This window comes from Paraburkholderia sejongensis (genome assembly GCF_020880815.1).
Classification (GTDB): Bacteria; Pseudomonadota; Gammaproteobacteria; order Burkholderiales; family Burkholderiaceae; genus Paraburkholderia; species Paraburkholderia sejongensis.
The window spans coordinates 482,762-503,581 of record NZ_JAJITD010000001.1 but is presented as its reverse complement, the minus strand read 5'-3'; the positions used below and the strand labels follow the sequence as shown (position 1 = coordinate 503,581).

Here is a 20,820-nt window from a genome sequence, read left to right as displayed (position 1 = left end):
TCTCGATGCTGCGCTGCGCCAACGCCAGCGCGGCTTACCCGCAGCGTGGCGGGGCATTTAATTTGGGATATGATCGAAAGACTCAAATGCAGGAGTCAAGTCATGTCTCACGTCGCTGAAACAGCGCAATCGTCGTCCTCCGATTCGTCCTTCAGTCCGTCCTCCGTCCCCTCCTCGCCTGCCTCGCTTCCCTGGATCACCCGTCTCGTGTCGATGGACACGGTGAGCCGCAACCCGAATCTCGGTCTGATCGAAACCGTGCGCGACGAACTGCGCGCGCTCGGCATCGACTCGACGCTCACGCACGGCAAGGGCGGCCAATGGGCGAACCTGTTCGCGACGTTGCCGGCGCACGACGGCGAGACCAACGGCGGCGTGGTGCTGTCCGGGCACACCGACGTGGTGCCGGTCGACGGCCAGCAGTGGGACAGCGATCCGTTCAAGCCGGAAATCCGCGGCGACAAACTGTATGGCCGTGGCACCTGCGACATGAAGGGTTTCATCGGCGCGGCGCTCGCGCTGGTGCCCGAGATGCAGCGCACGAAACTCGCGAAGCCGATTCACTTCGCGCTGTCGTTCGATGAGGAAGTCGGCTGCGTCGGCGCACCCTTGATGATCGCCGAGCTGATGAAGCGCGGCGTGAAACCGGACGGCTGCATCGTCGGCGAACCGACCAGCATGCGCCCGATCATCGCGCACAAGGGCATCAACGCGTATCAGTGCTGCGTGCGCGGCCAGGCCGCGCATTCGTCACTGACGCCGAAGGGGTTGAACGCGATCGAGTACGCGGCGCGCCTGATCTGTTTTATCCGCGACATGGCCGATCAGTTCCGCGAGCAAGGCCCGTTCGACGAACTCTACGACGTGCCGTTCAGCACCGCGCAGACCAGCACGATCAGCGGCGGCAACGCGATCAACACGGTGCCGGCCGAATGCCAGTTCCAGTTCGAATTCCGCAATCTGCCGACGCTCGATCCCGAGCAGATCTTCGCGCGCATCGACGAGTACGCGCGCGGCACGCTGCTGCCGAAGATGCTGCGCGAGCATCCGTCGGCCGCGATCGAAATCACGAAGATCGCCGCGGCGCCGGGTCTCGATTCGTCCGAGCAGGCCGCGATCACGCAACTCGTGCGCGCGCTGACCGCCGATCAGGACAAGCGCAAGGTCGCGTACGGCACCGAAGCGGGCCTGTTTTCGAACGCGGGAATTCCAGCCATCGTCTGCGGGCCCGGCGACATCCAGCAGGCGCACAAGGCCAACGAGTTCGTCGAACTCGATCAGCTGGTGCAGTGCGAACGGTTCTTGCGCAAGTTCATCCACAGCATGTCGGTGGACGCCGCGCAGTAAGCCTGCGCCGGCGCGCCATCGCGCCATCACGTCGTCAGGCAGCGCGCGCGGCGCTTTGGAAACTGCGCGCGTTGCAACGGGTCTGAGCGATATACCCTTCTCGCCGGAGCGACCGCCATGTCAAGCGCCATGCCGCAGCATACGGACCACACGATCGACGGCGAGCCGATCCCCACTCTCGACGACATCGCCGCGCAGCACTTCGCGCTGACGCCGTGGGTCGCGCGCACACCGGTATTCGACCGGCTCGATTTTTCATCGCTGCAACGCACAGTGGTGAACTTCAAGTTCGAGCTGTTGCAGGTCGGCGGCAGTTTCAAGGCGCGCGGCGCGTTCACCAATCTGCTCGCGCTCGACGACGCGCAAAAGAGCGCGGGCGTGACCTGCGTGTCGGGCGGCAATCATGCGATCGCGGTCGCGTATGCGGCAAGGCGCCTGGGCATCAGCGCGAAGGTCGTGCTGTTCAGCGCGGCCAATCCGGCGCGCGTCGCGCTATGCCGCGAATACGGCGCCGAGATCGTCTATGCGGAAGATCTCGCCGAAGCATTCGAACTGGTGCGCCGCATCGAGGCCGAGGAAGGCCGCTACTTCGTGCATCCGTTCAACGGCTATCGCACCGTGCTCGGTTCGGCCACGCTCGGCTACGAATGGGCGACCCAGACACCCGACCTGGAAGCGGCGATCGTACCGGTCGGCGGCGGCGGACTTGCGGCCGGCGTCGCCACCGCGCTGCGGCTCGCGAATCCGAATCTGCACGTGTACGGCGTCGAACCCGAGGGCGCGGATGTGATGAGCAGAAGCTTCGCCGCCAACCATACGGTCCGCATGGGCCATATGCACAGCATCGCCGATTCGCTGATGGCGCCGCATACCGAGCAATACAGCTACGAGTTGTGCCGCCGCCATCTCGACCAACTCGTCACCGTGTCCGATCATCAGTTGCGCGAAGCAATGCTGATCCTGTTCGAACAGCTGAAGCTCGCGGTCGAACCCGCGTGCGCGGCGGCGACCGCCGCGCTGCTCGGGCCGTTGCGCGAGCAGCTGTACGGCAAACGCGTCGGCGTGCTGCTCTGCGGCACCAATACCGACCCGGTCAGTTTTGCCGCGCATCTGCAACGCGCGCGTCAGCGCGAGTCGCAGTTTCCGCGCTAGACGCTCGCGCGGAACGCCTGCGTTGCAGTGCGTCTAAAGCACTAGCCTATCCGCCGCGGATTGGTATTATTCGGCTATTCATATTTGGGGAGGTGCTTGTATGAGCATGGTTAAGGAATTTAAAGAATTTGCCCTCAAGGGCAACGTGATGGATCTCGCGGTCGGTGTGATTATCGGCGGCGCTTTTTCCAGCATTGTCAATTCAGTGGTTAAAGACCTGATCATGCCTGTCATCGGGGTCGTTACCGGCGGCCTCGATTTCTCCAACCTGTTCGTTCGCCTCGGCCATATTCCGGCCACTTACAAAGGCAACCCGGATTCGTACAAAGACCTGCAAACGGCGGGCGTCGCGGTGTTCGGCTACGGTTCGTTCATCACCGTGCTGATCAACTTCATCATTCTCGCGTTCATCATTTTCCTGATGGTGAAATTCATCAACAATCTGCGCCGCCCCGCTGAAGCCGCGCCGGCCGAACCGGCACCGACGCCGGAAGACGTGCTGCTGCTGCGTGAAATCCGCGATTCGCTGAAGAATCAGCAACGTTAATAGCGGGCAAGCTTCGGCCTGGTAGTGGCCGCAGCGGTTGGAAATAAAAAGGCCTGTTGCGAGCAATTTCGCAACAGGCCTTTGTCTTTTCATTTTCCTTTCGGAGCGCATTGCTTGTGCGGCATTAGGACATTTGACGTTTCAGAAGCGGTGCGCCCTTACTACCCGCTTTTGCGAACCTTCTCCTGCGCCGCGCTTTCAATCATCTTTTCCAGTTGAGCGAAATTGACCGGCTTGGTCAGATGCGAGGTAAAGCCCGCGCTCAGGCAACGACGCACGTCTTCGTCGGTGCCAAAACCGGTCAGTGCGACGGCCGGCGCGTCCGAATGTTCACGGAACGCCTTGATGAAGTCGAGCCCGGTGCCGTCCGGCAAACCGACATCGCTCACCACCAGATCGAAGCGCCGCAACTGCGTGGCCGCCAGCGCATCGTCGACCCGGCCGACCACCGTCACTTCGTGGCCCAGGCTCCGGATCAGTTGCGCCATCACCTCGGCGGTATCCTCGTGATCCTCGATCAGCAGCGCGGTCAGTGCGCGCGCCGGCTGCGCGGGGCTCGTCGCCACGACCGGCGGGGCCGCCGCCGGCGCGGCGGCGGTGGGCAGCGTGATCGTGAAGGTCGCGCCGCAGTGCGCGCCGGGGCTCTGCGCGGTCACCACGCCGCCATGCACGTCGGTCAATGCCCGGGTAATGGCAAGACCCAGCCCGAGGCCGCCGAACTGCCGCGTCGTCTTCTGATCGCCCTGCTCGAACGCATTGAACAGCTTGCCGATCTGCTCCGGTTCGATGCCGATCCCGGTGTCCTCCACCGAGATCTGCACCTGCATCCGTTCGTCGCGCGTGCGCACATAGATGTGGCCGCCGTCCGGCGTGAACTTCGCGGCGTTGCGAATCAGATTCCACAGCATCTGCTGCAGCCGCGCGCGATCGGCGAGCACGTAGTGATGGGTCGCGCGCTTGTCGATATGCACGTCCTGCTGCTTGACCTGAATCTCGCTGCGAAAGAGTTCGAGCACGCTGTCGATCACATCGTGCACGTCGACGGTTTCCAGCGACAGCCGCAGCTTGCCGTTCGCAACACGCGTCAGGTCGAGCAGATCGTCGATCAGCCGCGCCTCCAGCTCGACGTTGCGGCGGATCATCCGCACGCTGCTGCGCGCCTGCTCGGGCAGCCCCGGAATCATCTCCAGCACGCTCGCGCCGGCCAGCACCGGCGTGAGCGGCGTGCGCAGTTCATGCGAGAGCATCGCGAGAAAACGGTCCTTCGCGCGATTGGCCTCCTCGGCGGCCTGGCGCGCGCACTGCTCCGAGGCGAGCAGCCGCTCGCGCTCTTCGGCGGCCTCGCGCTGCGAATGGATGTCGGTGCAACTGCCGAACCATTTGCTGACGCTCTGTTCGGCATCGCGCATCGCGACCACCCGCACGTCGAACCAGCGGTATTCGCCGTCGTGGCGGCGAATTCTCATCTCTTGGCGGTAATCGCCGCTGCGGCTCGCGACCGCCTTCAGCCAGCTGCGGCGAATCTCTTCGCGATCGTCCGGATGCACCGCGTCGAGCCACGCGAGTCCGTGCGAGCTGCGCTCGGGCAGCCCGGTGTAGTCGTACCACTGCTTCGACAGGAAATCGCAGTCGCCGGCCGCATCGCAGGTCAGCACCAGATGCGGCAGCGCCTCCGACAGCGTGCGGTAGTGCAACTCGCGATCGCGCAGCAGCAGCGCCTCGTCCGACGCGCGCTGCAGCCGCACCTGCGACAGCACCCGTTCGACCGCTTCGGGCAGGTAGTCGAGATAGTCCCCGGACTTCGGCACCACGTCGGACACGCCGGCGCGTAGTGCTTCGATTACACGCGATTCGTCGGTGAAACCGGTCACGAGGATCGCCGGAATCCTGATCCCTTCCGCGCGCAGGCGGCGGAAGAAATCGAGCCCGGTCTCCGGGCCGCTCAGCTGATAGTCGAGCACCAGCAGATCGGGGCCGCCGCTCGCGAGCCGTTCGCGGGCCGCGTCGATGCCGGCGCAGATCGCGACCCGGCAGCCGGCGCGTTCGAGCGACTTGCGCGCGAGCCGCAGGATGCCTTCGTCGTCATCGACGACGAGCACGTAGGCGGCGGGCAGCGAGGACACTTCTTCGGTCATGCAGGGTTCCGGGGCTGGTTCGGTGATTGACGGGGGTCCATGTTCGCATGCATCGCTTTCGGACAGCTTCGCTGCGGGCGGCCGGCGTTGCGTCTCAGGCATGCCGCGCGGCTATCGCGCGGTATTGCCCGCTACGGCGCCGGCGGCGGCGGCGGCGCCAGCCGCTGCCCGCCCGGCAGCTTGACCACCTGCAGGAAGAAGCCGAGCCGGCGCACCGCTTCGATGAACGCATCGTATTCGACCGGCTTGCAGATGTAGACGTTGCAGCCGAGCTCATACGAGCGGGCGATTTCGCGCGGGTCGTCGGTGGTGGTCAGCACGATCACCGGCACCGCGGCGGTCTCGGGCGCCGCCTTCAGACGCCGCAAAACCTCGAAACCGTCGACCCGCGGCATCTTCAGATCGAGCAGCACGACGAAGTTATCGAGGCTCTCGAGCGACGGGTACGGCTGGCCGCCGGCATCGGTCAACGGCTGGGCCGGCGCCGGGCCGAAAAAATAATCGAGCGCCTGCTGGCCGTCGCGAAAGCGCAAAAAGCTGTTCGAAATGCCCGCGCGGCGCAGGTTGCGCTCGACGAGCGTCGCATGGCCGTCGTCATCTTCGATCAGCACGATGCTGACCGTTTGCGCGTGATTCATAAGTTCTCCGTGCCATGCATGCGCGGCCCGCGCGCTCGCGCGCCGCGCGTGTGTTCAGAGTCGCACCGGCTGCTCGGGCAGCACGACGAAAAAGGTCGACCCGGCGCCTTCGGACGATTCGACCCACACCCGGCCGCCATGCCGCTCGACCGTGCGCCGCACCACCGCGAGCCCGATGCCGTCGCCGCCGGAGACGTCGCCGTGCAGCCGCTGGAACGCACGAAACACCTTCGACAGATACGCGGCCGGAATCCCGAGTCCGTTATCGCGGACGTAGTAAGTGCGCATGCGCACCGCGCGCGGCTCGCGTTCGTCGAGCGGTTCCGGCTCGAGCGCGCCGATCTCGATGCGGCCGTGGCGCGCCGGGTCGAGAAAATTCAGCGCATTGCCGATCAGGTTGCTGAAGATCTGCTCGAGCGCCGCCGGGTCGCCCCACGCGGGCGGCAGCTCGCGCACGGTGACAGTGGCCGCGCGCTGGCGGATCACCCCTTGCAGCGCATCGACCACCCGCCCGACCACGCGCCCGACGCTGACCCGCTGCCATTGATATTCGAGGCGGCCGGCGCGCGAAATCCGCAACAGCGCGTCGATGATCGACGCGGCCCGCGTGACCGCGGTGCGCAGATAGTGCAACGACTCGCGCACGTCGCCGTCGAGAATCCGGGTCATCCGCTGCTGCTCGTGCTCCGGCAGGCACGCTTTCGCAACGAGGTTGTCGAGTTCGTCGCACGACACCTGCAACTCCTTCGAGAAGCCTTGCAGATTCACCAGCGGCGAGCGCAGATCGTGCGACACGCTGTAGATGAACATCTCGTTGTCCTGCGTTTCCTGGCGCAATTGCTCGTTGACCGCCGCCAGCTCCCCGACCCGCAGTTCGAGCTGCGTCTTTAGCGCGGCCTGCTCGGCTTCCGCCTCGCGCAGACGCGCATCGGTCTGGTGCAGCACCACGTCGAGTCCGGCGATTTCGTCGCGGCCCGACAACGGCGCCGCCAGCGGCCGGCCGCTGCCGAGGCGCTCGGCGTTATCGGTCAACACTTCGAAACGCCGGCCGATATTGCGCGCGAACACGAACGCGGTGATCGCCCAGATCAGCATCGAGCCGAACACCGCGGCGATCAACGCACGCTGCTGCAATTCGCGCCGCTGCGCGAGCGCACTCGCGCGTTCGAGGTCCAGTTGCGAGGCGGCCGCGTCGAAGTCCGTCAACAGATCGCGCAACAGCGCGACCTGACGCGGCAACGCGGCGCTTTCGAGCGCACTGTACGGGCGCAGGCTACGCCCCTCGTGCAGTGCCTGCGCGATCGCGGCGCTGTGCTCGCGATAAGCGTCGATCGCGCGGCGCATGCTGTGCACCCGTTCGGCCTGGGCCGGCGTGTCGGCCACCAGCGTATCGAGCTTCGCGAGCCGGTCGTTGAGCTCGATCCACACCGCGTGGCGCTCGATCAGCGACGGCTCGCCGCTGACCATCGCCGCGCGCACGCGGGCGGCCTCGCGCAACAGCGGATCGACGAGCGCCGACGACTGATAAAGAATCTGCTTGCTGTTGTCGACCCAGCGCGCGGCCTGGGCGGTCTGTTGCTGGGTATCGAAGACGACGCCGAGCAGCGCGAGTTCGACCGCGCTCGGCACCGCAATCAGCAGCAGACCCTTGGTAAATAGTTTCATGTTTCCGTCAGGGCGTTCAGGCTGTGAGCGGGGCTGCCACTACGCGCTCAGGCAGGCGGTCAGGCGGGCGGTCACTCGAACGGCACGGCTCACGCGCATCGGTCGCGCCCGCTGAGGCGGGCACGGCGCGGCCGGACGGGCCATTATCGACGTGAATTCGAGATATTTCAACGTCGCCCGTTGGAGGCGCTGGCGCACAGAAAAGTGACTTTTTTATTGGGATGGGATGTTTTTTCGGCGTCGCCTGCGTCTATGATGGAGACAAGATGTGCTGGGATGCGAATGCGCGCGGCGCGGCGGTTCGGCATGATTCGTGCGGGAGGCAGTGAGGCGGCGCTGGCGTCGAATCACCGTGAATCCGGCCTTTTCGTATGCTATAAAAGATCGACGTGCGGCGGCGTTAAAGCCGGGAGTGGTCGCATGAGGACGCAGCGTTTCTTGCAATTCTTTTTCAGGCGAATTTTTATGTCCTTCCCGAAAAAGCGTAGACGCGCGAAGGTGGACGGCGATGAGTCGTTCCTCGCGGTCCTACGGCATTTCAAGCCGTTCGGTCAGCTCGACACCAAAATTGCGCGCGCCCGCGCGCAGGACGAACCGGTGCTCTATGCGCATGTGCTGCCCGGGCTCGACGTGCTTTTATGCAGCGTGCGCGGCGCGCAGCCGCCCTATCCGGGGCCGGCGGAATTGCGGCGGCGCTGCATCGAATCCATTACCAACGCACTGGAACAGCCGCTCGACGGTCTCGAGAACGGCGGTTACTGGTACGAATCGGATGGCTTCGGCTTCCTTGTATTCGCGAGCCGCGCGCGCGGCAAGATTCTGACGGAGTTCGGCGCGACGCGGATCGGTACCCGCCGCGGCGTGCGCCGCCAGGATGCGGCCGGCGACGCAACCCCGCGCTCGCTGCGCTGAGATCGAATCACGAGTGAGCCGCGCTGGCGTAACTGCCAGCGCGGCTCATTTTTTTTGTTGCGGGTAATTGACGCGCAGATCATTCGATCAGCGCATCGTCGACCCGCTCGCGCGCGGGCGGCACGCTGATCACCCACAGAAACACCACGCACAGTCCGCCGCCGACGCACCATTCGAGCCAGTTTGCGGGCAAGGCCGTCAGCATCAGCTGCCCTTGTATTCGGCGGCGCTCGCGGGCGCCGGCGTCGCCGGCTTGCGATTGTCGACGGGTGCCGACGCCGCGCCCTTCGACGGCTTGTTGACCGGCGCGCCCTCGAGCGAGATAGGCGGCTTCGGCTGTTGCTTGACGCCCGGCGGCGGCGCCTTCGGCACCTGGCGCGCCTGCGACAGCAATTGCGCGCACGGCAGCGGTTTGTTGTTGCTCGGCGCGAGCAGCGGCAGCAGCGCGGCAAACGGATTGATCAGCCCCAGGCCGACCGCCGCGCCGCCGCGCAACGCGAGCGCGGCCGCGTTCACGCCGACGTGCGGATCCTTGAAGGTGCCCTTCACGTACAGCGGCGAGCGCAGCGAGAACACGCGGAAGCCCTTCGTATGCGGATGCACGCCGAGGTCCATCGTTTCGTCGCGCAGATTGATGTGGCCGTCGATGTCGATCACCGCGTCGTCGGTATCGAGCGCGAACACGCGCGATTCGAGCACCCCGTTGGTCACGACGAAATCGGCGGCCGCGCAGTTGATCTTCACGTCGGCCGAGCCGAACAGCTTTTCATACACGACGTTCGCGACGTTCAGCCCCGCAGCCTCCATCAGCAGACGGCTCACCGTGCCCTCGGATACCAGCGCCTTGATCTCGCCGTTCGAGGTCGCCGCGAGCGCCGCCGGCGAATTGCCGGTCGCCGACAGCGACGCATCGCCGTTGATTTCACCGAGCGCGTTCTGCATCGTCTTGAAGTTCGGGAACAGCTGCTTGAGCTTCAGATGGCGGGCCGCCATCGCGAGGCGCGCCTGCAGCGGCGCGGCGCTGCCGTCCAGATGAATGTTCGATTCGAGCGAGCCGCCCGCCACCCCGAACTTCAGCGGTTCGAGCGACAGCACGCCATTGACCAGCACCACGTGCGTGTACAGATCGGTGATCGGCAGATCCGCGTTCTTGATGATGCGCCGCCCGGTGAACTTGACGTTCGCATCGATCGCCTTCCAGCGATCGGTGCGGAACTCCTCGACCGGCAACGCGCGACCGCTCGGCTGCGCGGTCGCGTCGCCGCGCCTCGCCTTGCTGGCGTTCGAATCGGCGCCGATCACCGGCGCGAGATCGGAGAACTGCAACAGATGCGAGACCAGTTCGCCCTGCAGCAACGGCCGCGGCTGACGACCCGTGTAGGTCAACGAACCGTTCAGATCGCTGCCGCCGACCCGGCCTGTAAAGTTTTCATAGGTGAACACGTTGCCGCTGGACTTGAACTGGCCGATCAGATGGCCTTCGGTCGCGTACGGCGGCGTCTCCGGCAACGTTACGCCGGTCAGCGAATAGAGCCGCGCCATGCTGTTGCCCTGCAGCCACAGCCGCAAGTCGAGCGCGGCGAGATGGGCGGGATCGGTGACCGTGCCGACGAACGCGATATGCAGGTCGCCGGCCTTCACGTCGGCCTGCACCGGAAACGGCCGCTTCGCGTCCTGCAGCGCGAGCACGCCGCCGACCTTGCCGCTGCCCGACACCGGCGTGCGGTTGTAGGTGCCTTTGACGGTCCATGCGATCGCGTAGAGCGGCGCGGCGCGCGACGGCGCGGCAGTGACGCCGACGTCCGACGCGGTGGCGACCGCACTGGCGGTGCCGCCGTTCGCGGCAGTGGCGCTCGCGGTCATCACGCCTGAGGTCATCCCCGACGCGGCGGAGGGTCCGGAAGCAGCCGAGGCCAGCGCGGCATTCGAAGCCGCCGCCGAAGCCGCCGCCGCGGACGCGGCCTGCGCCTCCGACGCGGCCTGGTCCTCGACCTGCTGCGCGAGCTTCTTCGCCCCGGCGCGGCCGATCGCCTCCGCCGACGCCTTGCGCGAGGCCGCCTCCTGCTGCTTGAGCGCGTCGCCGAGCGGGATCGGCTGGCCGAGTGTGTCGATCGACACGTTCACATCGATTTTCTTCTGCTGATCGGACAACGCGATGTTGCCCTTCGCGAAGGCGATATCGTGCAGTTCGAGCTTCCATTGCGACGGCGTGCTCGACGACGGCAGCTTGAAAGTCCAGTTGTTGCGCCCGTCGACGAGGCGTTCCAGATCGACCGACGGATTCACCAGATTGATCGCCGGAATCACGATGTCGTGCGCGAGCAGCGGCAGGACCTTGACCTCGAAATCGATTTCATCGAGTGTCGCGAACTGTTGCTGGCGCGTCCACTCGGGATTGCCGATCGTGATGTTGGCCGCCGAAAAACGCGGCCACGGCACCCAGCCGCGCCAGCCGGTTTCGCCGACCGGATGGCGCCAGCCCACTTTCAGATCACCGTTGATCGCGAACGGCCGGCCGATTGCCTGACTGACCTTGTCGTTCACATAAGGCCGCGCCCGATTCCAGTCGAACGTCGCGATAAAGATGGCCAGCGCGACGAGCAGAATCACCAGCACCAGCAGCAGCCATGCAATGATTTTTCCGATCCGTCTTCCGATGCTGCTCGATACTGCCATTCAGATACTCCGCGGATTGTTCTACGTTGTGCGTGCAGCAGCAGATTGCGTGCCCGTGTACGAGCAGGCCACCGCGCCGCGTTTGCCGTTTTATCATGGCTCACGGCCTGGCAGCGGATTGTTCAGCATATTGGCGCAGCGTGCGACGCACTCAGGCATCATTGCCGGGTTCGATGCGATCCCGGGTTGCAATCTTTCTTGCGATCTTTCGTTGCAATGCATTGCGAATGAACCGGGTTCGCGTCCCCACCTCCCCACGAAATACCGACCATGACCGAGGTTCCCTTCGTTCTCGCCGACGGCATCGCGCGGCGCGATGCGCAGCGCGGCCAGACCCTGCTGCAACCGACCCGTTTTGCGCTGCACGCCGGCGAGCGTGTCGCCGTCACCGGGCCGTCGGGCTCCGGCAAAAGCGTGTTCCTGCGCGCGCTCGCGCTGCTCGATCCGCTCGATGCCGGACGCATCGTGTGGCACGGCAAGCCGCTCGAACGCGCGCGGCTGCCGCACTATCGACGCAACGTCGCGTATATCCGCCAGCGGCCCGCGTTGCTCGACGGCAGCGTCGAAGACAACCTGCGCTATCCGTACCAGTTGCGCGCGTATCGCGACGTGCGTTTCGATCGCGAGCGCGCGGCGGCGCTCGCCGTCGAGGCCGGCCGCGGCGACGACTTTCTCGACAAGCGCGCGAGCGAACTGTCGGGCGGCGAAGCGCAGATCGCCGCGCTGATCCGCGTGCTGCAACTCGCGCCCGAAGTGCTGCTGCTCGATGAGCCGACCGCGTCGCTCGATCCCGCGTCGGCGCGCGCGATCGAAGCGCTGGTGCAGGCGTGGTTCGACGCCGCGCCCGAGCGACACGCGTCGCTGTGGGTATCGCACGATCTGGAGCAGGCAATGCGAATGAACGAGCGGCATCTGACGATGCGCGCGGGCGTGCTGGAAGAGGCTGCGCCGCTTTCAGCGGCGGCCGCTGCAGCCGATGCCGCGAGCCACGCGATCAGGGAGCCTCGCGCATGAGTCTGCAAAATCTGAGTCTGTGGGACGTCGCGCTCGCGACGCTGCTGATCGTCGTGAACGGCGCGGTGTCGGTCGCGCTCAAGCTCGATCTCGAACGCAAGCTCGCGTGGGCCGCGGTTCGCACCGTCGTGCAACTGCTCGCGATCGGCTACGTGCTTGGCTGGGTGTTCCGCTTCAACCGCTGGTACGTGGTGCTGCCGCTGATGATCGTGATGACGCTGATCGCCGGCTTCGCGGGCGCGCAACGCGGCAACCATACCTATGCCGGCCAGCGCGCGGACAGCGTGCTGTCGATCTGGATCAGCTCATGGCTGGTCGCGGCGGTGGGCCTGTTCGTCGTGATCCGGATTCATCCGTGGTACGAGCCGCAATATGCGATTCCGATTCTCGGGATGATCCTGGGCAATACGCTGACCGGCGTGTCGCTCGGCATCGAACGGATGACCGAAGAATTGACCGCGCGGCGCGACCGCGTCGACATGGCGCTCGCGCTCGGCGCGACGCGCTGGGAAGCCGCGCAGGGGCCGGCGCGCCAGGCGGTGCGCGCGGGCATGATGCCGACGCTGAACCAGATGGCGGTCGTCGGCGTGGTGAGTCTGCCCGGCATGATGACCGGTCAGGTGCTAGCCGGCCAGTCGCCGCTGCAGGCGGTGCGCTATCAGATCGTGATCATGTTTCTGATCGCTGCGTCGTCGGCGCTGGGGACGGTCGGCGCGGTGCTGCTCACGTACCGGCGGCTGTTCTCGGCCGAACATCAGTTCCTGCCGGCCCGCTTGCTGGAGCGCGCTGCGCGCAAGGGCTGAGCGCCGCCGCGCGCGCCGGGTCAGCGCAACATCGCGCCAGCGCGTCATCCGTTAGCGCTTCGCGCTGACCGCGATCTGGGTGCCGTCGGTGAGCGTCAGCGTCTTCGTGGTGCCGTTCACCGGCATCGTGAAGCGCACGATCTGACTCACGCCGACATCGTTAGGACACTGGAGCGTTTTGCCGCCGCTCGTCACGGTTTTGACACCGTGCGGGGTCTGCGCCTGGAAGCTCAGTTGCACGGTAGCCGTGCCGTCCGCTGCGACCACCGGCGCGAAGCGGATCTGCGTCTGGCGGATCATCGCGCCATTCGAATCGACCGGCAGCGACGCGTAGTTCGGGCAGGCATCGGTGGCCGGCACCGGTCCGCCCGGCGGTACGGTCTTCCACGTGAAGTCGTCCGACTCGCCGGAGCGGATCGTGCGGGTTTCCTGGGAATTGCCGAACTGTTTTGAAGTCACGCGAACCGTGTAGCGGATCGGTCCGTCGAGCGCGGCCTGGTTGGTTACCGTGATCGGCGTGGCCGCATGAGCGGCCGGCGCGAGCGCGCAGGCGAGAGAAGCGACAACGGAAACGGCGGAGAGTTTGAAGCGCAAGCCCATACTGTCACCTCGTTGTTGTGCCGCTGCGCGCTCGCGTCCACAACGCCTGCCGGCGCCCTGCCCGGCTAACAGCCGCGGGCCGGCTTGCCTCGGGCGCAACACGCGCAACCGTTTTAGCATGCTGCTCCGCCAGTCTAACGCCAAGCAGCGCGCCGCGCGCGACGCATCGGCTCGGGTGTTAACCCGCTTGCGAGACAGCCGTTTCTGCGGGCCGGTTTTATCTCCGGGTTTGATCTCTGCGTTTCATCTCTCAATGGCCGCGCAAATGCAAAACCGGCGCTTCGCGGATCAACTCCGCGAGGCGCCGGCAAGGTGGTCCATCTACGCGTTGGCGTTGGCGTTGGCGTTCTGTCTGCTCGCTCAGAAACCGGTCAGCACCAGCTTGCCGATCGCGCGCCCTGCTTCGAGCAACTGATGCGCGCGGCGCAGATTCTGAGCATTGATGCGGCCGAGGTCCTGGCCGACCGTGGTGCGCAGCGTGCCCGCATCGACGAGGCGTGCGACCTCGGTCAGCAGCTTGTGCTGTTCGATCATGTCGGGCGTGCCGAACATCGACCGGGTAAACATGAACTCCCAATGAAACGCGGCGCTTTTCGCCTTCAGCAGTTCGACCGGCACCGCGGCGCTGTTCTCGACGATCGTGCAGATGCCGCCCTGCGGCTTGATCAGTTGCGCCGCGGCCGGGAAGTTTTTGTCGGTGTCGTTGAAGATCAGCACGTAGTCGACCTCGTCGATGCCGAGCGCTTTCATCTGCGCGGGCACATCGCCGAAGTGATCGACCACGTGATCCGCGCCGAGCTCGCGCGCCCATTGCGCGGACTCGGGCCGCGACGCGGTCGCGATCACCTTCAGCTTCGCGAGCTGTTTGGCGAGCTGGATGCCGATCGAGCCGACCCCGCCCGCGCCGCCGAAAATCAGCACCGAGCGGCCTTCGTGCGCGCCCTGCGGCGACACGCCAAGACGGTCGAACAGCGCTTCCCAGGCAGTGATCGCGGTCAGCGGCAACGCGGCTGCGTGCGTGAAATCGAGCGACGCCGGCTTATGGCCGACGATCCGTTCGTCGACCAGATGAAACTCGCTGTTCGCGCCGGGCCGCGTGATGCTGCCCGCGTAGAACACCGGATCGCCGACCTTGAACAGCGTGACCTCGGGACCGGCGGCGACCACCGTGCCGGCGGCGTCCCAGCCAAGCACGCGCGGGGTCTTTTCGACGCTGTCTTTGGGCGCGCGCACCTTGGTGTCGACCGGGTTCACCGAGATCGCCTCGACCTTCACCAGCAGGTCGCGGCCGGTTGCTTCCGGTTGCGGGATTTCGACGTCGACCAGTGCTTCAGCGTGATCGATCGGCAGATAACGGTAGAGTCCGACGGCTTTCATGGATGCTCCTTGGCGATGTTTGACGGGTGCTTGTTCGAGCGGAATTGATCACCGGCCTCTGTTGGCCTCTGTTGGCCTCTGTTCAGCGCAGTCGGGCGCGTATTGCGCTGTTCGTCACGACCGGCGATCGCATGGGTGTGATCGTAAGCGCGCTTTTCTTCGTTGAAAACCGCCATAATGGCTGAAACATTTTTTGGCATTTCCGAATAATGACTGTGCCCGCCCCTGCGTCCCATGTGCCGCCCAGCCAGCGCGAGCGCCTCGATCTGCTCGATGTCGCGCTGTTCGTGCGCGCCGCGCTGCTCGCCAACGTGTCGGCGGCCGGGCGGGAATTCGGCTTGTCGGCGGCGGTCGCGAGCGCGCGCCTCGCGCAACTCGAAAAGCTGCTCGGCGCGCGCCTGCTGCATCGGACCACCCGCCGCATCAGCCTGACCCAGGACGGTGAAGTATTCATGACCCACGCGAGCGCGCTGCTCGACGCGGCCGGCGCCGCGCGCGCGTCGGTCGGCCGCGCGCGCGCCGAGCCGCAGGGCCGCTTGCGGGTGTCGATGCCGTCGTCGTTCGGGCGCCAGCATGTGTCGCCGGTGATCAGCGAATTTCTGCGCCGCTATCCCGGCGTCAGCGTCGATCTGCGGCTGACCGATCAGGTGGTCGATCTGGTCGACGCGGGTATCGACGTCGCGATTCGTGTCGGGATGCTGAAGGATTCGTCGCTGGTCGCGCGGCGGCTCGCGGTGAATCGCCGGGTACTCTGCGCGTCGCCCGCCTATCTCGCTGCGCGGGGCACGCCGCATCATCCGGCGGAACTCGCGCGGCATGAGTGCATCGTGCTCGCGGACCAGCGAGACTGGCGCTTCGTGACGCCGGCCGGCACGCTCGACGTGCGGGTCGGCGGCCGGCTCGTCGCCGACAACGGCGAGGTGATTCGCGACGCGCTGCTGGCCGGTTTCGGCATCGCGCTGAAATCGACGTGGGACGTCGCGCGCCATCTGCGCAGCGGCGAACTGGTGAGCGTGCTCGACAGCTATCCGCTCGCCGACGACGTCGCGATCTGGGCGGTGTATCCGAGCCGCGCGTTCGTGCCGCCGAGGACGCTCGCGTTCATCGATTTTCTCGCTGCGCATTTCGGCGATCCGCCGTATTGGGATCGCGAGCCGGGTCTGGCTGCGTAGCGCAATGCGTGGGCGGTTCGCCGTTGGTAGTTGGCAATGGGCGCTTTGATAGCCGCTTTCGGCCGCTCATTGCTTATCCGCTTTTCGTGCCGGACTGCTTACGATCCGAGTTGACGTCGGTATGCGCATCGTTCTGCGTGCGCTGCTGATAGTCGCCGCCGCCGCGGCGGTCGGTATCTTCGAGCCCCTGCTCGAGATCCTCGTGCGCCTGCTTGCCGACCTCGCGGGGATCATCCTCGTGCTGCGACTGCGGGTTCTGATCGCTTTCATGCGGCAGCGGCATCGCGGTTTCCTGCAGCGAGCGGGGATTCTTTTGCGCGTGTGGGTCCGCTTGCGGGTCGGCTTGCTGGTCGGCTTGGGGGTTGGCGTGCGAGTTGGCGTGTTCATCGCCGTCGGTCGATTGCGGCGCGGTTTTCATGGCGTGCTCCTTGAGTGGTGATCGGATCGGTTGGGCTGCTGTCGTGGGCCGCACGCGTGCGCATTCACCGCTCGCGCTAACGGCCGGAACGCCGCGCGCTCAGCGCGCCGGCTCGAGACGTTTTTTCATCGCGGCGGTGATGCGCTGGCGCGTCTTCGCATAAGCGGCCCACGGATCGCTTTGCAGAGCCGCGAGGCGCTCGTGCAAGTTGGCGATGTTCCATTGATCGCCGCTCGTCGTGGCGGCCACCTCATCCCAGGCGAGCGGTACCGACACGCCAAGCCCCGGCCGCGCCCGCGCCGAGAACGCCGCGACCGTGCTCGAGCCGCGGTTGTTGCGCAGATAGTCGACGAAGATCTTCTTCTGGCGATTCTGCGCGCCCATCTTCGCGCTGAAGTACTCGGGCAGCGTGCGCGCCATGTGCTGCGCGACCGCCTGCGAAAAATCCTTCACCTCGTCCCAGCCGGCCTGCTTCGCAAGCGGCACGACCACGTGCAGGCCCTTGCCGCCGCTGGTCTTGCAGAACGACTGCAGGCCCAGTTCTTCGAGCAGCGAGCGGGTCAGCTGCGCGGCCTCGATCATCCGATCCCAGCCGAGCGCCGGGTCCGGGTCGAGATCGAACACCACGCGGTCGGGCTTTTCGAGGTTCGACGCGACGCCGTTCCAGGTGTGAAATTCGACGGTGCCCATCTGCGCGGCACCGACCAGCGCGGCGACGCTGTCGACCGTGATCAGCGGCGGATGGCCCGGATCGAGGCCCTCGTGCTGGGTGACGTGCGGAATCGACAGCTTCTGGCTGTGCTTCTGGAAGAACAGCTCGCCGCCGATGTCCTCGGGTGCACGCACCAGCGCCACCGGCCGCTCGCGCAGATGCGGCAGCATCCATTGAGCAACCGATTCGTAGTACTGCACGAGATCGAGCTTGGTCGCGCCGGTGCTTTTGTCGATGATGCGATCGGGGTGCGAGATGCGCACGCCGGCCACCTCGGCTTGCGCACGTGAACGCGGTGGCGTGCCGCGGATGGCGGCGGTTTTGCTCGCTGCGGTTTTGCTCGCTGCGGTTTTGCTTGCTGCGGTTTTGCTTGCTGCGGTTTTGCTTGCTGCGCTTTCGCTGGCCGCCGTTTTGCGCGCCGCGGTTTTGCTTGCCGCGGCCGTAGTCGCGGCCTTGCCGGTCGCCGCGGACTTTTTAGCCGCGGTTTGTTTCGGCGTGGTCTTGCCGGCGGCGGCTTGCTGCGTGTCCGCGCCGGCGGCGGTTTCGGTTTGCTGTTGCACGTCGGCTCCTTGTCGGGCGGTTTCCCTGACGATCTGGCGCGCCGGCTTGTCGGTCCGCAGGCTCACGAACGACGCCTGGCGCACGATGCCGTCGCTCGTCCATTCGGCGAAGTTGCATTCGGCGACCAGCACCGGTTCGACCCAGTGCACCGGCGTGCGGCTGCGCTCGCGCGGCGGCGCGGCGAACGGCATGTGCTCGCTCGCGTGCGCGTCGAGCGCCTGCTTGACAGAGCGCAGCAACGCGGCGTCGAAACCGGTGCCGACGCGGCCCGCGTATTGCAGCTTGCCCGCGCTGTCGTAGACGCCCAACAGCAACGCGCCGAACGCCGCGCGGCTGCCGCTCGGCTCCGAATAGCCGCCGATCACGAACTCCTGGCGGCGGCGGCACTTCAGTTTGATCCACGACGGCGAGCGCCCCGACACGTAGTGGCTGTCGCGACGCTTGCCGATGATGCCTTCGAGCGCCATGTCGCACGCGCTCTTCAGCAGTTCGTCGGCGCTGAACGCGAAGTCGTTCGAGAAGCGCAGCACGCGCTCGTCGACGCCTTCGAGCAGCGCGCGCAGGATCGCGCGCCGCTGTTCGAGCGGCACGCCGCGCAGGTCATAGCCGTTCAGGAACGGCAGATCGAACAGATAGATCACGATGTCCTGCGGACGCTGCGCATCGAACGCGTTTTGCAGTGCCTGGAAATTGGGCACGCCGCGTTCGTCGAGCACGACCGCTTCGCCGTCGAGCCATGCGCTGTGCAGATCGAGCGCGTCGAAGGCCTGCACCTGTCTGCTGAATTTCGCGGTCCAGTCGTTGCCGGCGCGGGTGAATAGCGTGACGGCGTTGCCTCGCGTGCTGGCGGCTTTTGTCGCTTTCGCTGCTTTCGTTGCGTTGCCCGTCTTCGTTGCGCGGGCCGGTTCAGCCGGATGTTCGATGCGCGCAAGCACGCGATAGCCGTCGAATTTGATTTCGTACAGCCAGTCGTCGCCCGGTGGCGCGGTGTCGACGAGCGTCGCCAGCTGCGGTTTGAAGCTGGCCGGCAACGCCGCTTCGCGCGCGCCTTCGATAGCCGGCGACGCGGCGAGTTCGCGCAGCGAGTCGTCGCTGCGCGTCGCAACGATGTCCGGGCGCCTCGGATCGCCGCCGCGGCTCGCACGTCGACCCGGCGCGGCGCTTTCAGCCGCCCGGCCGGCCCTCTTCGATTGCTTCGGTTTCCTGCCTTTTGCGGCCCCGTCGCCCAGCACGCTGCCGGGCAGTTTTTTCAGCAGGTCGTAGTCGCTTTCGGCGCGCGCCTCGTCGTCGCGCTCCTTGATCAGCAGCCACTGCTCCTTGTCGCCGCTGCCGCGCATGTGACTGCGCACCAGCGTCCAGCCGCCGCGCAGCTTCTCGCCGTGCAACTGGAACTTGAGCTTGCCGGCCGCGTACGCGCGCGCGGCCTCGGCGGGCCCGCCAGCCGGCTCCCAGCTGCCGCGATCCCACACGATCACGCTGCCCGCGCCGTAGTTGCCGGGCGGGATCTCACCTTCGAACGAGCCGTACTCGACCGGATGATCCTCGACGTGCACCGCCAGGCGCTTCACCGACGGATCGAGACTCGGCCCTTTCGGCACCGCCCACGACAGCAGCGCGCCATTCAGTTCGAGGCGGAAGTCGTAGTGCAGACGTCGCGCGTCGTGCTCCTGGATCACGTACGACAGCGTGTCGCCGGCATCGCGCGCCGCGCCTTTGCGGCTGCCGCCGCGCTTGCGCGCCGTGGCACCGGCCGGCTCGGGCGTGTCCTCGAAGCGGCGCTTGCGGTGATAGAGATCGAGTCGGTCGGTCATGACGATGACGTCGGCGGGTGCGGTGCGTTAATTCACGACGCAGCTGTAGGTCGCGTGCTCATGGCCGCGGGCTCAGGCAGCCGCGCGACGCTTGCGCGCCGGTGCCGTGGTTTTGGCCGCGGCGCGCCCACTACTGGCGCTATTGCCACCACTGCCTCCACTGCCACCACTGCCGCTGCGGCTGCGCGCGCTGGTGGTCGTCCGCGATTTCTTGCGGGCGGGCACGGCGGCCTCTTCGTCGCCGTCGGCATCCGTATCGGCTTGCCCTTCGTCGTCGGCGGCGGCCCGCTTGCGGCCACCCGCGGCCTGCTTGCCCTTACCCTGGCCCAGACTGCGGCGCAGCAGATCGGACAGATCGAGAATATCGGCTGATTTACGCGACTCGCGCGGCGCCTCGACGTCGGTGATTTCCTCGGTTTTACCCGCTCGTACCTTGCGCTCGACCAGCGCCATGATGTCGTCGCGAAACGTATCGTGATACTGCGCGGGGTCCCACGTTTCGCTCATGTCGTCGATCAGCTTTTTGGCCATGTCGAGTTCTTTCGCCGACACGCCGGCCGGCTTCGCGCCGTCCGGCGGCAGCTTGAACTCCTCGAGACTGCGCACCTCGTTGGCCCAGCGCAGCGTATTGAGCGCGAGCACCGAGCCGAGCGGAATCAGCGCGGCCAGATGCTGCTTGTTGTGCAGCACCACGCTCGCGACGCCGATCTTGCCCGAGGCCTTCATCGCTTCGCGCAGCAGTGCATAGACCTTCTCGCCCTTGCGGTCCGGCGTCAGAAAGTACGGCGTGTCGAGAAACAGAAACGAGATGTCGGCAGCGTCGACGAACGCGAGAATGTCGACCGTTTGCGTCGACTCGGGATTGGCCGCGCGGATTTCGTCGTCCGACAGCACGACGTAGCGGTCCTTCTCGTACTCGAAGCCCCGCACGATGTTCTCGCGCGTCACGTCCTTGCCGGTGCGCTTGTTGATCTGCTTGTAGCCGACCGGGTCGATCGTGCGTTTGTCGAGCAGATTGAAGCCGACCTTCTCCGACTGGGTCGCCGGGTACAGTTGCACCGGTACGTGGACGAGCCCGAAACTGATTGCGCCCTTCCAGATCATGTGTGCCATCGCGCGCTCCCGTGGGCTGGAACTAATCGCGAAGCAGCAAGCGTGCCACGGCGGCCGGCGCGACGCGTGCGCTGCCGGCCGCGCTGCCAGCGCGGGTCACGCTGCGACGTGAAGCGTGACCCGCGCGGGAGCGCGCCCGCTCGCGGCGCACAGGTAACTCTTGCGAC

At 66.1% G+C, this 20,820-nt stretch carries 17 protein-coding genes; 7 read left to right on the top strand and 10 right to left on the bottom strand.

What is annotated here, in order from left to right:
- The first annotated feature begins 102 nt into the window (after nt 1-102).
- The 3 genes from argE (at nt 103) to mscL (ending at nt 3,046) form a co-directional block, all read left to right on the top strand.
- Nucleotides 103-1,347: an acetylornithine deacetylase gene (argE, locus tag LJ656_RS02125; protein WP_230507618.1), complete on the top strand. Its 1,245-nt coding sequence runs from the start codon at nt 103-105 to the stop codon at nt 1,345-1,347.
- Between the two features lie 117 nt (nt 1,348-1,464).
- Entirely contained in the window at nt 1,465-2,499 is a 1,035-nt protein-coding gene (locus LJ656_RS02120) for a threonine/serine dehydratase family protein (protein WP_230507617.1), read from the top strand.
- A gap of 100 nt (nt 2,500-2,599) precedes the next feature.
- Nucleotides 2,600-3,046 carry a large conductance mechanosensitive channel protein MscL gene (mscL, locus tag LJ656_RS02115; RefSeq protein WP_230507616.1) on the top strand — a complete coding sequence of 149 codons (447 nt, stop codon included), beginning with the start codon at nt 2,600-2,602 and terminating at the stop codon, nt 3,044-3,046.
- 161 nt (nt 3,047-3,207) lie between these two features.
- Here the strand turns inward: mscL and LJ656_RS02110 are convergent, their stop codons facing one another.
- The 3 genes from LJ656_RS02110 to LJ656_RS02100 all read right to left on the bottom strand — a co-directional run bounded on the left by LJ656_RS02110 (nt 3,208) and on the right by LJ656_RS02100 (nt 7,484).
- Entirely contained in the window at nt 3,208-5,181 is a 1,974-nt protein-coding gene (locus tag LJ656_RS02110) for a hybrid sensor histidine kinase/response regulator (protein ID WP_230507615.1), read from the bottom strand.
- Nucleotides 5,182-5,312: 131 nt separating this feature from the next.
- The gene (locus tag LJ656_RS02105) at nt 5,313-5,819 is read right to left on the bottom strand and encodes a response regulator (RefSeq protein WP_230507614.1); all 507 of its coding nucleotides are present in this window, start codon (nt 5,817-5,819) and stop codon (nt 5,313-5,315) included.
- Between the two features lie 54 nt (nt 5,820-5,873).
- Nucleotides 5,874-7,484: a sensor histidine kinase gene (locus LJ656_RS02100; RefSeq protein ID WP_230507613.1), complete on the bottom strand. Its 1,611-nt coding sequence runs from the start codon at nt 7,482-7,484 to the stop codon at nt 5,874-5,876.
- Between the two features lie 420 nt (nt 7,485-7,904).
- Here LJ656_RS02100 and LJ656_RS02095 point away from each other — a divergent pair, with 420 nt between their 5' ends.
- On the top strand, nt 7,905-8,396 hold the full coding sequence (locus LJ656_RS02095) for a hypothetical protein (RefSeq protein WP_230507904.1): 492 nt from the start codon (nt 7,905-7,907) through the stop codon (nt 8,394-8,396).
- 79 nt (nt 8,397-8,475) lie between these two features.
- On the opposite strand, the gene LJ656_RS34845 is transcribed toward LJ656_RS02095, so the two are convergent.
- Nucleotides 8,476-8,601 (bottom strand): hypothetical protein, encoded by a 126-nt coding sequence (locus tag LJ656_RS34845; protein ID WP_268998460.1) that lies wholly within the window; start codon nt 8,599-8,601, stop codon nt 8,476-8,478.
- Entirely contained in the window at nt 8,601-11,072 is a 2,472-nt protein-coding gene (locus tag LJ656_RS02090; protein ID WP_230507612.1) for an AsmA family protein, read from the bottom strand. Before LJ656_RS02090 ends, LJ656_RS34845 begins: the two co-directional genes overlap by 1 nt.
- Nucleotides 11,073-11,342: 270 nt before the next feature.
- On the opposite strand from LJ656_RS02090, the gene LJ656_RS02085 reads away from it, so the two are divergent.
- Complete coding sequence (locus tag LJ656_RS02085) at nt 11,343-12,086, top strand: ABC transporter ATP-binding protein (protein WP_230507611.1); 744 nt, start codon at nt 11,343-11,345, stop codon at nt 12,084-12,086.
- Nucleotides 12,083-12,889, top strand: coding sequence for an ABC transporter permease (locus LJ656_RS02080; protein ID WP_230507610.1), 807 nt, complete (start codon nt 12,083-12,085; stop codon nt 12,887-12,889). The genes LJ656_RS02085 and LJ656_RS02080 overlap by 4 nt, the downstream gene beginning before the upstream one ends.
- A 51-nt stretch (nt 12,890-12,940) precedes the next feature.
- Here LJ656_RS02080 and LJ656_RS02075 read toward each other — a convergent pair whose 3' ends face one another.
- Both LJ656_RS02075 and LJ656_RS02070 read right to left on the bottom strand, forming a co-directional pair.
- Entirely contained in the window at nt 12,941-13,489 is a 549-nt protein-coding gene (locus LJ656_RS02075) for a DUF6013 family protein (protein WP_230507609.1), read from the bottom strand.
- A gap of 360 nt (nt 13,490-13,849) precedes the next feature.
- A complete protein-coding gene (locus LJ656_RS02070) occupies nt 13,850-14,866 on the bottom strand; it encodes a zinc-binding alcohol dehydrogenase family protein (RefSeq protein WP_230507608.1) in 1,017 nt (338 codons plus the stop codon).
- A gap of 209 nt (nt 14,867-15,075) precedes the next feature.
- Between LJ656_RS02070 and LJ656_RS02065 the strand changes: the two genes are divergently transcribed.
- Nucleotides 15,076-16,038: a LysR family transcriptional regulator gene (locus tag LJ656_RS02065; RefSeq protein ID WP_230507607.1), complete on the top strand. Its 963-nt coding sequence runs from the start codon at nt 15,076-15,078 to the stop codon at nt 16,036-16,038.
- Nucleotides 16,039-16,111: 73 nt separating this feature from the next.
- Here LJ656_RS02065 and LJ656_RS02060 read toward each other — a convergent pair whose 3' ends face one another.
- The 3 genes from LJ656_RS02060 to ku form a co-directional block, all read right to left on the bottom strand.
- A complete protein-coding gene (locus tag LJ656_RS02060; RefSeq protein ID WP_230507606.1) occupies nt 16,112-16,456 on the bottom strand; it encodes a hypothetical protein in 345 nt (114 codons plus the stop codon).
- 99 nt (nt 16,457-16,555) lie between these two features.
- Nucleotides 16,556-19,540 (bottom strand): DNA ligase D, encoded by a 2,985-nt coding sequence (gene ligD, locus LJ656_RS02055; protein ID WP_230507605.1) that lies wholly within the window; start codon nt 19,538-19,540, stop codon nt 16,556-16,558.
- Between the two features lie 72 nt (nt 19,541-19,612).
- Nucleotides 19,613-20,653 (bottom strand): non-homologous end joining protein Ku, encoded by a 1,041-nt coding sequence (ku, locus tag LJ656_RS02050; RefSeq protein WP_230507604.1) that lies wholly within the window; start codon nt 20,651-20,653, stop codon nt 19,613-19,615.
- Nucleotides 20,654-20,820: the final 167 nt, after the last annotated feature.